The organism is Roseobacter sp. MH60115 (assembly GCF_015644665.1).
Classification (GTDB): domain Bacteria; phylum Pseudomonadota; class Alphaproteobacteria; order Rhodobacterales; family Rhodobacteraceae; genus Roseobacter.
Map to the genome: position 1 here is coordinate 189295 of NZ_JADOBQ010000002.1, position 12105 is coordinate 201399.

Annotated in this window: 13 protein-coding genes; 3 read left to right on the top strand and 10 right to left on the bottom strand. The window is 61.4% G+C overall.

Annotated elements, in window-relative coordinates; translation table 11 throughout:
* Positions 1-13: 13 nt before the first annotated feature.
* The 7 genes from ISX84_RS06460 to ISX84_RS06490 form a co-directional block, all read right to left on the bottom strand.
* Entirely contained in the window at positions 14-781 is a 768-nt protein-coding gene (locus ISX84_RS06460; protein WP_195819533.1) for a LamB/YcsF family protein, read from the bottom strand.
* Positions 782-791: 10 nt separating this feature from the next.
* Positions 792-1814: a biotin-dependent carboxyltransferase family protein gene (locus ISX84_RS06465; RefSeq protein ID WP_195819534.1), complete on the bottom strand. Its 1023-nt coding sequence runs from the start codon at positions 1812-1814 to the stop codon at positions 792-794.
* Positions 1811-2542, bottom strand: a complete 732-nt coding sequence (locus ISX84_RS06470) for a 5-oxoprolinase subunit B family protein (protein ID WP_195819535.1) — start codon at positions 2540-2542, stop codon at positions 1811-1813. The genes ISX84_RS06465 and ISX84_RS06470 overlap by 4 nt, the downstream gene beginning before the upstream one ends.
* A gap of 1 nt (position 2543) precedes the next feature.
* Complete coding sequence (locus ISX84_RS06475; protein WP_195819536.1) at positions 2544-3470, bottom strand: hypothetical protein; 927 nt, start codon at positions 3468-3470, stop codon at positions 2544-2546.
* Positions 3471-4778 carry a TRAP transporter large permease gene (locus ISX84_RS06480; protein ID WP_195819537.1) on the bottom strand — a complete coding sequence of 436 codons (1308 nt, stop codon included), beginning with the start codon at positions 4776-4778 and terminating at the stop codon, positions 3471-3473.
* A gap of 4 nt (positions 4779-4782) precedes the next feature.
* Positions 4783-5307 carry a TRAP transporter small permease gene (locus ISX84_RS06485; RefSeq protein ID WP_195819538.1) on the bottom strand — a complete coding sequence of 175 codons (525 nt, stop codon included), beginning with the start codon at positions 5305-5307 and terminating at the stop codon, positions 4783-4785.
* Positions 5308-5377: 70 nt separating this feature from the next.
* Positions 5378-6358 carry a TRAP transporter substrate-binding protein gene (locus ISX84_RS06490; RefSeq protein ID WP_195819539.1) on the bottom strand — a complete coding sequence of 327 codons (981 nt, stop codon included), beginning with the start codon at positions 6356-6358 and terminating at the stop codon, positions 5378-5380.
* A gap of 204 nt (positions 6359-6562) precedes the next feature.
* Between ISX84_RS06490 and ISX84_RS06495 the strand changes: the two genes are divergently transcribed.
* Positions 6563-7078 carry a winged helix DNA-binding protein gene (locus ISX84_RS06495; protein ID WP_195819540.1) on the top strand — a complete coding sequence of 172 codons (516 nt, stop codon included), beginning with the start codon at positions 6563-6565 and terminating at the stop codon, positions 7076-7078.
* On the opposite strand, the gene ISX84_RS06500 is transcribed toward ISX84_RS06495, so the two are convergent.
* Together ISX84_RS06500 and ISX84_RS06505 are read right to left on the bottom strand one after the other, a co-directional pair.
* Positions 7072-8286, bottom strand: coding sequence for a winged helix-turn-helix domain-containing protein (locus tag ISX84_RS06500; RefSeq protein ID WP_195819541.1), 1215 nt, complete (start codon positions 8284-8286; stop codon positions 7072-7074). The two genes, ISX84_RS06495 and ISX84_RS06500, sit on opposite strands and share 7 nt — an antisense overlap.
* The gene (locus ISX84_RS06505; protein WP_229884211.1) at positions 8283-9260 is read right to left on the bottom strand and encodes a LacI family DNA-binding transcriptional regulator; all 978 of its coding nucleotides are present in this window, start codon (positions 9258-9260) and stop codon (positions 8283-8285) included. The genes ISX84_RS06500 and ISX84_RS06505 overlap by 4 nt, the downstream gene beginning before the upstream one ends.
* Positions 9261-9452: 192 nt before the next feature.
* Between ISX84_RS06505 and ISX84_RS06510 the strand changes: the two genes are divergently transcribed.
* Complete coding sequence (locus ISX84_RS06510) at positions 9453-9884, top strand: hypothetical protein (RefSeq protein ID WP_195819543.1); 432 nt, start codon at positions 9453-9455, stop codon at positions 9882-9884.
* Between the two features lie 101 nt (positions 9885-9985).
* Here the strand turns inward: ISX84_RS06510 and ISX84_RS06515 are convergent, their stop codons facing one another.
* Entirely contained in the window at positions 9986-10876 is an 891-nt protein-coding gene (locus ISX84_RS06515; protein WP_229884164.1) for a LysR family transcriptional regulator, read from the bottom strand.
* A gap of 175 nt (positions 10877-11051) precedes the next feature.
* Between ISX84_RS06515 and ISX84_RS06520 the strand changes: the two genes are divergently transcribed.
* Positions 11052-12086: an ABC transporter substrate-binding protein gene (locus ISX84_RS06520; RefSeq protein ID WP_195819545.1), complete on the top strand. Its 1035-nt coding sequence runs from the start codon at positions 11052-11054 to the stop codon at positions 12084-12086.
* The last annotated feature ends 19 nt before the right edge of the window (positions 12087-12105 follow it).

Here is a 12105-nt window from a genome sequence, read left to right on the forward strand (position 1 = left end):
GGAAAGGCCCTGATCAGCGCCGACCGTCAAACTGCGTGACGGTCACCCCCGCTGTCTCCAAAGCCCCCCGCACAGAGCCGGCAATCTGCACAGCGGTCGGCGTGTCCCCATGCAGGCAGATGGTGTTGATATCGGTTTCGATCTGCTTGCCGGAGGCGGTGATGATCGCGCCTGCCTGTACCATCTCGACCATGCGCTGGCCTGCGACCTCCGGATCGTGGATCACCGCGCCCGGCAGGCTGCGGTCCACCAGCGTTGCGTCATCGTTGTAGGCGCGGTCGGCAAAGATTTCGCCTGCATGGGCGCAGCCCAACGCCCGCACGGCCGCCTCCTGTGCCGTGGCGCAGAGCACCATGACGATCAGCTCGGGATCAACCGAGAGCGCCGCGTCATAGCAATCCCGCGCCAGCTGTTCGTCCTCCGAGGCCATATTCGCCAGCGCGCCGTGCAGTTTCAGATGCCGCACCTTGGTGCCCATCGCGCGCGCGACCCCCACTGAGGCCGCCACCTGATAGCGAATGGAATTCTGCAACTCGCCGCGCGGCACGTTCATGCGCCGCCGCCCAAAACCCTGCAAGTCGGCAAAGCCGGGGTGTGCGCCGATGCCTACGCCGTTTTCCATCGCGATCCCCATGGTGGTCGCCATCACCTGCGCGTCCCCCGCATGTGCGCCACAGGCAATATTGGCCGAGGTCACGATTTTCAGCAGGGCGGCGTCATCGCCCATTTTCCACGGGCCAAAGCTCTCTCCCATATCGGCATTCAGGTCTACGCGGGTCATGGGGTCTCCTTCAGGGGGCAAATGGGTCGGCGGTGGCCGACACGGCGCCGCTGACCAGTTGGTAACTGAGCAAATCCGCGATGTCATGCGGATCGCGGACAAGCGGTTCGACGCGCGATGGCAGGGCCTTGATCTCGGCGCGGGCGCGTTTTTCGATCTCGATGGCTTCTTCTAGCGTGACGGTCTCGAAACGAAGCGGTGCACCCGCCGGCGCCTGCGCCACGCACGGCAGGTCTGCCGGGATCACCGTGCCAATCCGGGGGTACCCGCCGGTGGTCTGGCTTTCGCACATCAGCACATAGGGCGCGCCGTCGCCTGCGATCTGGATGTCGCCGGGTGTGATTACCTCGGAGACGATGCTGAGCCCGCCTTCGGCGTGAAACCCTTCTGCATCGGTTTCCAGCCGGACCCCCTGACGGTTGGCGCGAGGGTCGCGTCGAAACTCCGTGCGGGTGAAACGCGCCCGGGTGTCCACCGAGAAAAACGTGGACTGAAAGGAGTCCACGATGCGCACGGTGCCACCGTTGAAACGGTCTTGCGGGGTTAGGAAAACGCCCGACGACGTTTGCGGGTTGGGCGCAATGGGCAGCGCGTCGCCTTCCTTCAGCAGCGCGCCAATCCCCGCCGCCAGATGGGCGGCACGTGCGCCCATCTCCATCGGCGCCTCAAAACCACCCGCGATATGGAGATACCCATAGGTGCCGGATTGCGCGCCGCCAATGACCAGCTTTGCACCGGTGGGCAGGGTGTGGCTTGCGTTCCAGATCAGCGGCGCGCCGTCCAGTGTCGCGGTCATCCGCGCGCCGGTGAGGGCGATCACCGTATCAGTGGTGGCCTCGAAACTGCCGCCCATGCCCATCATCTCTATGGCCGCGCAGGTCGCGCTTTGGCGCAGGAGTGCGGCACCCTCCTGCAAGGCAAGCACGTCGGCAGCGCCGCTGCGGGTCAGCCCGTGCGCCAGGTATCCCGTCCGCCCCATATCCTGCAGGCTCAGCGCCGGACCCGCCGACAGAATGCGCAGCGCGGCCCTCATGAAATCGCCTCACGGTCAGCAGCGCCATAGCTATGTTTGGCAACCAGTTTGTCAAACGCAGGGCGATCCATGGCCGGGAAAATCAACTCGTCCCCGGGGACCAGGGCAAAGGGATCTTCTGTCAGCTGGTTGAAGTTGCGAAACGCGGTTTGCCCCACATGCCGCCAGCCGGTGGGGGTGGGAGCTGTGAAGATGATCAACTGCCGGATCGCTGTGACAAGCGCCCCGGATGGCACGCTCTTGGTCAGCCCCTGCTGGCGCGGGATGTTCCAGACCTCGGGCAATTCGCCCAGGTAAGGCTGACCGGGCGCGAACCCGATGGTGAGGACACGGACCCGCGCGGTTGAGAGCTGCGCAATGGCCTCGTCCGGGTCAAGGCCCGCAACACCTGCGGCCTCCTCCAACTGTGGGGCCAGATCTGTTCCATAGACCGTTGGGACGTGCCAGAGGGTGCGGCCCTTGGGCAGGGGTGCCGCGTACCAATCCTGCCGGGCCAGCAGGGCCCGTAGCCGCTCTTCGATCTCATCGGCAGAGACGTCGACCAGATCGACAGCGACAAAGACCGACACCAGCGACATCATGGTCTCTGTCACTTCCGGCCAGACCTCGGCTTCCAGCACGGCGCGAAAGGCGAGGGCGGCGCGGTTGGCCGGTTCGCTCATGGCATCGCCAAAGCTGACCAGCAGACCGGAGAGGCCGACACGCCGGATGCAGGGTGTCTCCGTCATCTCAGCCCGCCAGTCTGTAGAGCCGCGGCAACAGGATCGGTGTCAGGTACATGGGCAACTGCCAGCATGCGACAAAGATCATCACCGGCGCCATGACCTCTGTTGGCAGGGAGACAAGGAAGAGGGCGATGTTGCGGTTGCCAGCCGCCAGTGCGAGAGGGCCGCTCACAGGGGCCAAGGCGGAACGGCGGAGCAGCAAGAGCGTCATGGCCTGCAAACCGAAAGACAGTGCAAACGCCGCCAGCGCCCAGAGCAGCGCGGTTGCCGGGTCGCTGCGCAGCATCGGCCCGAGGGCGGCCATCAACCCCACGACGATGATCGCGAAAAAGAGGATCGATGCGCCATCCATTGCCTTGATCTGTCGCGCGTCCGGCGTTCGCAGTGTCCAGTGGCGCAGTGCAAACCCCAAGGCGGCGGCCCCAAGGATGATCACCAGAGCGCGTAGCGCGATGTTTGCGAGGAACCCGATATCCACGGCTACCGGTATCGCCATCAGAACCGGAACGATAGTGAGTGGGAAAATCGCAGTGCCGAGGATCAGGAATTGCATCATCCGGGCCGGGTCCTGCCGCAGGATGATCGCCAGAGAGGCCCCGCCCGAAATCGTTGGCGCAGCGCAGGCGAGCACAAGCGCCAGGGCCAGAGGTGTGCCCGCAAGTCCGACGCCGTTGAGCACCGCGACCAGTGCAAGCGGCAGTGCCAGCTGCAGGATCAGCACGGCAGGCAGGCTCCACCGCAGGTCGCTGAGCGCGCCAAAGGCGGCACGGTGACCGATCCGAAAGGCGGTGACCACCAGCAGGATCGCGACCATTTCCGGCAGCCACGGCGCCATCGCGGCGGCCAGGCCGGGCAGGCCGACACCGGCCAGAAGACCAAGGATCAGCAGGCTGCGGGAGTAGGAGGCACATAAGCCAAAGGCACCTATCATCTAGGGGGTGTTTCGGATGTTTTCCGGCAGCCATGTGGCGATATCCGGGAACCAGATCAGGACGAAAACCATCAGCACCATGATCGCGAACATCGGCAGCGCGGCCTTGGTGATATAGCCCATTTCGTGCTGCGTCATGCCTTGCAATACAAAGAGGTTGAACCCGATGGGTGGGGTGATCTGCGCCATCTCGACCACAACCACCACGAAGATGCCGAACCAGATCAGATCAATGCCTGCCTCGCGCACCATCGGCTCGACGATGGCCATGGTCAGGACCACCGCCGAGATGCCATCGAGGAACATGCCAAGGATGATGTAGAAGACCAAGAGCGCCATGAGTAGCTCGAACCGTCCCAGCTCCATTGCGGCGATGTTATCGGCCAGCGCTCGCGGCAGGCCGGTGAACCCCATCGACAGCTTCAGAAAGGCTGCCCCTGCAAGGATCAGCGCGATCATCGCCGAGGTGCGCATCGCACCCATCAGGCTCTCACGAAAGGACGTCGGCGTCAGCGAGCCTTGTGCCGCCGCGAGTGTTAGCGCGCCGATCACGCCGATGGCGGCCGCTTCTGTGGCCGTGGCATAGCCGCCGTACATTGAGCCGATGACGACGAAGATCAGGGCCAGCACAGGCACGAGAAACCGCGAGTTACGCAGCTTTTCCGCAAAGCTCATGCCGGTTTCCATGGTTGGGTTCCACGAGGGCGAGGTCTTGGACACCACGGCGACATAGGCCATGAACATCGCCGCCAGCATCAGGCCGGGGAAGACGCCTGCAAAAAAGAGCTTGGTGATGCTTTCGTTCACCGTCACGCCATAGACGATCAGCGCGATGGACGGCGGGATCATCAGCCCCAGCGTGGCCGCACCGGCCAGCGTGCCGATCACCATCTTTTCGGGGTAATTGCGGGCCCGCAGCTCGGGGATGGCCATCTTGCCCACGGTCGTCAGTGTCGCGGCGGAGGACCCGGACACGGCGGCGAAGATCGTGCAGGAAACGATGTTGGTATGCACCAGCCCGCCCGGCATACGCGCGAGCCAGGGCGACAGCCCCTTGAACATGTCTTCTGATAGTCGCGTGCGATAGAGGATCTCACCCATCCAGATGAAGAGCGGCAGCGCGGTGAGCGTCCAGCTGCTGGATGAGGCCCAGATCGTTGTGATCATCGTGTCGCCGACAGGGCGCGTGGTGAAAAGCTCCATGCCCACCCAGGCCACACCCATCAGCGCCAGACCCACCCAGACGCCGGTGCCCAAGAGCAGGAAAAGGACGACGAGAAAGAGGATGATCGCGTAAAGTTCGGTCATGATGTCATTCCCCGTGGCTCTGATCGACGCTGTCGCGCACGATACGGTGGTCGCCTTTGACGATCACATGGATGAGATTGTCGGTGAGGGCGATGGCCATCAACCCACCGCCGATCACCATGACGGACTGGGGAATCCAAAGGGCCGTCGCGTCCTGCCCCTGGCTGACCTCGTTGAACTTCCAGGACCAATAGACAAACCAATAGGCGTAATAGGTGAAATACCACGCCACCGCGGCGGCGATGGCAAAGCACCAGATCTCCAACAACCGTTTGGGGCCCGGCGTCACTGCATTGAGCAGGATCGACACGCGGATATGTGCCCCGCGATTGAGCGCATTTGCAAAGGCGAGAAAGCTTGCCGCGGCCATCGCGTAGCCTGCGTAATCCGGCGCGCCGGGGAAAATCTCGCCGGTCCAGCGGGCCACCATCTGCGCCACGATCAGCACCAGGATCGCGATCAGGCACAGGGCAGCCGCCACGCCGGAGGCAAGGTACAGAAAATCAAGCGTCTTGCGGATCGCAGTCACGAGCGCACCCCCTGTTCTCATGGAAGGTAGAAGGAGGGCGGCCTCGGAACCGTGAGGCCGCCCGGCGCGATTACTGCATCGCCTTGAAGTCGTCGACGAGCGCCTTGCCGTCGTCGCCTGCGGCTTCGAGCCATTCGGCGGTCATGGTCGCACCAATCTCGCGCAGCTCACCCATCAGGGCATCTCCGGCAGGCTGTACGGTCATGCCGCCCGCGGCCAGCCCGTCCATGGTGAACTGGGTGTAGTCCTTGGAGGCTTGCAATCCACGCGCCTCGGCTTCGGCGGCGCAGGCCTGAATGGCCGCCTTGTTGGCGTCGGACACATCCGCCCAGACATCCTGATTGACCATCACGTAGTTGCGCGGCAGCCAGGCGTCGACCTCGTAGAAATGCGTGAGGCTCTCCCAGACCTTGCGGTCATAGCCCGTCGCACCGGAGGAGACCATGGATTCCGCCACACCGGTTGCAAAGGCCTGGCTGATCTCTGCGGCTTCAACCGTCACCGGCAGCATGCCCGTCAGCTCAGCCAGCCGGCTGGTCGTGTTGTTGTAGGACCGGAACTTGACGCCGGACATATCGGCCACGCTGTTGACTTCTTTCTTGAAGTACAAGCCCTGGGGCGGCCACGGCACGGCATAGAGCAACTCCAGGTTTTGCTCATCCAACAGCGCCTCGATCTTCGGCTTGGCGGCATTGTAGAGCTTTACACTGTCGTCAAAGGATGGCGCGAGGAAGGGGATGCTGTCGAAGCCGAAGACGGCGCTTTCGTTCTGGTGGCCGGAGAGCAGGCGCTCGCCGATCTGCACCTGACCGGTTTGGATCGCGCGCTTGATGTCGGCCCCAGCAAAGAGTGAGCCGCCGGCATGCACCTCGATGGTGATCTCGCCATTGGTGCCAGCGCCTACGCACTCTGCGAAGGTCACGCCGTTCTCGGAGTGGAAGTTCGAGGCGGAATAGGCCATCGGCATATCCCATTTCTCTGCCGCGAAGGCCGTTCCCGCCGTCAGCGCGACAGTGGCCGCCCCGGCCATCAGGTTTTGTGTCAGTCTCATGTGTCTCTCCGTATTGGACTTCAAATTATTATTCAGCGCAGAGGTTTATCCCCTGTCGTCTGCAGACCCTCCTTTGAGCAACTGGCGCAGTTCAATACACCACGAACCCTGCAAAGGCTGATTCCCTAGCGTTAATACTGCCCAACTTTCACAACACGTCAACAAAATGTTGACAAAATGTCGATATCAGGCAGTCTGGTACCCATGTCTGATGGATTTCTTGGCCCCGTTGTGTCCTCCGCCCATCTTGCAAGCGGCTCGTTTGCAGAGATATCGGAGCTGGAGTTTGGTCTGACCCTTGCCAACAACGCGTTTCAGCGCTGGATGGTCCGCGCGATTGCCATGGCGGGGTACCCGGAGCTTGGCGCGCTCGACGTGCTGGTGCTGCATTCCGTGTACCACCGCGAACGGCCCAAGAAACTTGCCGACATCTGCCTTGTGCTGAACATCGAAGACACCCACACGGTCAACTATGCGATCAAGAAACTGATCAAGGCGGGCCTTGTGAAAGACGGACGCCAGGGCAAGGAAAAGACCGTCGCCGCGACTGAAAAAGGCGCTGAAACCTGTGTGCGGTATCGCGAAATCCGCGAAGGTCTGCTGCTGCGTGCTGTGGTCGAACTCGGGCTTGAGCCCGAGCAGGTCAGCCGTGCGGCGTCGCTTCTACGCCTGATGTCGGGGCAGTATGATCAGGCGGCAAGGGCTGCCACGACTTACTGAGGCGCGCGCAGCCAACCATCCTCGAACTGAACCTCGCTGACGTTGGCAAGCCGGATCAATCGGTGCAACTCCCCCTCGAAGGCAGCGATCCGCCCCTTGCCCCACCGTACTTTGGGTTCCGGCCAGAGCGCGCGGACCCGCAGCGTGTCGCGGTCCCGAAAGGCCTTCATGTCCACCCGACCGACCAGCTTGTCCCCTTCCAGAATGGGAAAGACATAGTAGCCATATTTGCGCTTGGCCTCGGGCACGAAAATCTCGATCCGGTAGTCAAAACCAAAGAGGCGCTCGGCCCGTTTGCGGTCGCGCAGGGCCGGATCAAACGGGCTGAGAACGCGCAAGCGCTGTGTGGGCTCGGTATCCAACGCGGGGTCGGCCATGACGTCGGGTCTTGCGTATGAGCTGCGCCGTGCGCCATCGGCACCGGTGATCTCAATCGGTTGCAGCGCCCCTTTAGCCAGTGCCGCGGCGCACCAGTCCTTGGCTTCCGCAAGGGTGATGTGGTCCCAGAAGGCGGCGATTTCCGCGGGCGTGGCAAAGCCCAGCCGGTCCAGCGCCCCGGCACAGCACCAATCGATGGTCGCGGCATGCTCCTCCTCTTCAAGAGGATGGCAGAGGCCCTCGTCGATCACCCGTTCCGTCAGGTCATAGCGCTTGCGAAACCCATCGCGCCCGACCACGCAAAGCGCACCGCTGCGCCAGAGATATTCAAGCGCGGTCTTGGAGGGGTGCCAATCCCACCACCCGCCTGAGCCGCGTTTCTCTCCGGCCCCGACATCGGAGGAGCACAGAGGACCCTGATCCCGGATCTGATCCAGCACCGTTTGAAACTGCGCTTCGAACCCATCCCGCCGCCAATCGCGCCACTGCCCCCGCAGCTTTTCCGCGTCCCGCTCGCGGCGCAACTGCCACCAGCGGTAGTAGCCCATGGGGATCACCGCGGCATCATGCGTCCAGTGTTCAAAAAGGGCACGATCCTGTTCATAAAGCCGCTTGAGCGCCTTGGGGCGATAACGCGGGCGCCGCGCAAAGAGGATAAGGTCATGGGCGCGGGCGACGGTGTTGATGCTGTCGAGTTGAACGAAACCAAGGCGTTCTATGAGCGACAAAAGCGCTGCGCCGTGCGCCTCGCCCTGCGGTGCTTCACTCAGCCCGTGGCGCTCCAGAAACAGCCGCCGCGCAGCTTTGTTGCTGAGGACGGCAGTGTTCATCCGCGCTGGTTGCGGCGCAGCGTGTCCCCATAGGTGATCGTGGGGGTCAGGGTGATACGCTCAGGCTCACCGGGGTCCGCGTCTTCGGGCAGCGCGCTGCGATCAAGAATGATCTTGGCCGCGGCGGCGCCGATTTCCGCCCGGCAGGCATCCATCGTGGCCAGCTTGCGCGGCAGCCCCTGCAACAGCTCTACACCGTTGAACCCGGCGAGACCAATCTGTCCCGGCACATCGATCCCCTGATCCAGCAGGTACAGCAGACCGCCCGCGCCGATCATGTCATTGGAATAATATAGGAAATCCAGATCAGGCGCACGTTCCAGCATGGATTGGGTCATCTCGCGCCCCTTCGCGAGCGCCGAGCCGCCGGAATAAAAATCCCGCGCTTCGATCTCGATCCCGGCTTTGGTCAGCCCTTCGGTCAGACCCTCGAACCTTTTGCGCGCACGGTGGTCGAGCGGCATTTTCGTGCCCATGAAACCGATCCGCGTGTAGCCGGCCTTGAGGATCGCCGCCGCCATCATCCGGCCCGCGCGGCGGTGCGAAATGCCGACCATCGCGTCCACCGGATTGCCATCGGTATCCATGATCTCGACCACCGGTATCCCGGCATTCTGCAGCATCGCCCGGGTGGCATCCGAATGCTCAAGCCCGGCAATGATGACACCGGAGGGTCGCCAGGACAGCATTTCGTAGAGGACCTGTTCTTCCTTTTCAGGCATGTAATCCGTCACGCCGACCACGGGTTGCAGCGGCGTGTCTTCGAACGTCTGGTTGATCCCGGTCAGTACCTCGGGAAAGACCATGTTCGACAGGGAGGGAATAATCACGGCCACGAGGTTGACCCGTTGCGAGGCCAGCGATCCGGCAATCTGATTGGGCACATATCCAAGGGACTTTGCCGCCTGCAGCACGCGTTCGCGGGTCGCGGCGGATACATCACCCCTGTTGCGCAAAACCCGGCTGACCGTCATCTCCGATACGCCGCAGGCCTCTGATACATCGCGGAGGGTCAACGGGCGCTGCTTGGGTCTTGTCACTCTGAATTCCCTATGTTGTTGCGCCTTCGTAGCGCAGGTGAACCCTCCCTATCAAGCACGGTTCGTGATGGTTTGACGATCGATGACCAGCGCAGGAAGTTGATCTGACCTGAACACGTCGGTTCCATGGGTCAACTGGATAGAGCAGCCCCCTTCCGAAGTTCAGCTGGCAAAATCCATGCTTCCTCATGGGTGGCGGGTGTAAATCATCGAATTCGGAGACAAAACGCGCTTTACGGACACCAGTATACGTGGACTTCCCCTGCAGCCAGCGGGCAGCAAGAACACTGGGATAAAGCAATTTCTGGCTTTGGCGTGCTATGTCCGGCCAAAACAAAATCGTTCTTCGTGGCCTATGAGCGCGACCGCCGCTTGAGGAGGATCGGCAAGTACTCCAAAATTATGCCCAGAGAGGCGCATTTGGAAGCGCGCCGCCGTTACTGCCAAACCCGAAAAAAGCGCTTAAAATCGACTAAAGCGGCTGTCAGCGCTCATCCAGAAGACATTCGGGCCCGGTTCACTCGAATGCACTTCGAGACGACCGGCGGTACCTCATGAAAGCGCCGGACAACGACCCGGAACCAAAAGCTTCTCCAAAAACGTGGTTTTGCAGACTAAAAGAAATGTCATCGTTGCAATCCGTTACCGGCAGAGAAGCCTCAGGAGTCCAACCTAAGCGCGTTGAGTGCCTTTGTCAGAGACCGGCACATCAGATGGGTCGCGGGCGTCGGGTGGATGCGCGAAGATGTGAGAATGCCGATCTTGAGATCCTTCAGGACAGGCGAAAGTATGGTGATGTAGCGCAGCAGGCCCTGTTCGATCTCCTCCAGAAACCCGATCTTGGAATAGACGCCGATGCCGTGATTGCGCAGCACCAGAGAGCGGGCAAGCGGCAGGGAGTTGGTGATCAATTGCAACGGCAAATCCGTTTGCGCCTCGGCAACGGCTTCGTTCAGCAAGGACTGCTGCGCGCGACCATCGAAAGATCGCACAACCTGAAACGGGGCAAGGTCTTCCATTTCCAGCGCGTCGCGCTCTGCCATCGGATGATCAGGGCGCAGGATAGCACCAATCGGCGTCGACTTTTGTGAATGGATCCGGACTCCCGGCAACAGATCATTGCAAAAGGAAATGCCGATATTCACCTCTCCATCCGCGACCCCCATCATGACCTCATCGGGCTGAGCCGTCTGAATCGTATACTGGATGTCCGCATGACTTTGGGAAAACTGGTCCAGCACTTTCGGCAAAACACTATGCGCGACGGAGTCCAGCGTTGCTATATGGATGTGCCCGGATCGCAGTTCGCTGATGTCCTCGATCTGGGTGAGAATTTTTTGATAGTCAAAGATCGTCTTGCGGCAGTGTTCCAGCAGCACGGCCCCCGCTTCCGTCAGTTCGACACCGTCCGCGTGCCTATCAAATAGGCGGGTCCCAAGGCTCTCTTCGACGCCGATGATCTTCCGGTTCACGGACGAAGACGCAACTTTCAGGACAGCCGCGGCCTTTCGGATTGACCCCTGTCGGGCAACTTCATCCAAATATGTCAAGAACTTATCATGCACCTTGGGTCTCCTCATTTGCGCGGATTTAGGATTTCGATGACGGCAGTGATGCGAAAAACGCAGCGCTATGACGCACTTTCGATCCTATGCGCATCGCTCTGGGCGTGTCTAGCATGACCAAAAGGGCTGAGAATCAATCATCATCTGGGAGACGACACACATGACGCATCAAAAAATGAATCGCCGCGGTGTTCTGGCTGGCATGGGGGCAATGGCAGGTCTGGCCAGCACCGGATCCTTCTTGTCGGTCGGGCCTGCTCAAGCTGCGGACGCCTACAAAATTCGGATGCAACTGGGCTGGCTCGCATCCAACGGCATTCTGGGCGAGGTGATGGCCGACAAACTGGGCTATTTCGCTGAGGAAGGCCTTGAACTGGAGATCGTGCCCGGCGGGCCCAATATCGACGGTGTGGCCTCGGTCGCTTCTGGTGCCAACAACTTCGCCTCTATTTCGTCCTCGCCATCGCTCATGCTGGCGCGGTCTGCCGGTCTGCCGATCAAATGCGTTGCAGCGGGCTATCAGCAGCACCCTTTCACGTATTTCTCCCTGGATGGAAATCCAATCCGCACGCCCGAGGACATGATCGGCAAAAAGATCGGGACCCAGGGGACCGCGCAGATTCTGCTGCGCGCGCTGCTGGCCAAGAACGGCATTTCCGAGGACGATGTCGAAGTCGTGGTCATGGGTGGTGATATGGCCGCGCTGAAATCAGGTCAGGTGGACGCTGTCACAGGTTGGAAAACCAATGTGGGCGCGCTTTCTGTGCTGGGGGACAAGCGCGTTGACATGATGCTGTGGGACGCGGGTATTCAGCTTTACGCCAACCCCTATTACACCACCGACAGGGTGCTTGATGAGGATGGTGACAAGATCACCGCAGCAATCCGCGCCATCGCGCGCGGATGGGGTGCCGCCCATGCAGACCCTGCTGCCGCTGTTGATGCCCTCGTCGAACGCTATCCAAATCTCGACAAAGACAGCGAGATGAAGGCCGTCGATCTGGTCCTTGGTTTTACGTTCAACGATCAGACAGCCAGCAATGGCTGGGGACAGATGACTGCGGACAATTGGCAGGCGCAGATCGACACCTATGCGGGGCTGGATCAATTCGCCAACGGCGCGCCAAAACTGGAGGATATCATGACGATGGACATCCTCGACGCCACTGTCGACTCGCGTCCAAAAATCGGGTGATCGCGGTGGATGGCAGCCA

What these genes read in the sequence shown, in the direction of transcription:
- ISX84_RS06465 (WP_195819534.1), bottom strand. Translation starts at nt 1,814, where the DNA reads ATGAGGGCCGCGCTGCGCATTCTGTCGGCGGGTCCGGCGCTGAGCCTG.
- ISX84_RS06480 (WP_195819537.1), bottom strand. Translation starts at nt 4,778, where the DNA reads ATGACCGAACTTTACGCGATCATCCTCTTTCTCGTCGTCCTTTTCCTG.
- ISX84_RS06490 (WP_195819539.1), bottom strand. Translation starts at nt 6,358, where the DNA reads ATGAGACTGACACAAAACCTGATGGCCGGGGCGGCCACTGTCGCGCTG.
- ISX84_RS06520 (WP_195819545.1), top strand. Translation starts at nt 11,052, where the DNA reads ATGACGCATCAAAAAATGAATCGCCGCGGTGTTCTGGCTGGCATGGGG.
- ISX84_RS06505 (WP_229884211.1), bottom strand. Translation starts at nt 9,260, where the DNA reads ATGACGGTCAGCCGGGTTTTGCGCAACAGGGGTGATGTATCCGCCGCG.
- ISX84_RS06500 (WP_195819541.1), bottom strand. Translation starts at nt 8,286, where the DNA reads ATGAACACTGCCGTCCTCAGCAACAAAGCTGCGCGGCGGCTGTTTCTG.
- ISX84_RS06470 (WP_195819535.1), bottom strand. Translation starts at nt 2,542, where the DNA reads ATGACGGAGACACCCTGCATCCGGCGTGTCGGCCTCTCCGGTCTGCTG.
- ISX84_RS06495 (WP_195819540.1), top strand. Translation starts at nt 6,563, where the DNA reads ATGTCTGATGGATTTCTTGGCCCCGTTGTGTCCTCCGCCCATCTTGCA.
- ISX84_RS06475 (WP_195819536.1), bottom strand. Translation starts at nt 3,470, where the DNA reads ATGATAGGTGCCTTTGGCTTATGTGCCTCCTACTCCCGCAGCCTGCTG.
- ISX84_RS06460 (WP_195819533.1), bottom strand. Translation starts at nt 781, where the DNA reads ATGACCCGCGTAGACCTGAATGCCGATATGGGAGAGAGCTTTGGCCCG.
- ISX84_RS06510 (WP_195819543.1), top strand. Translation starts at nt 9,453, where the DNA reads ATGGGTCAACTGGATAGAGCAGCCCCCTTCCGAAGTTCAGCTGGCAAA.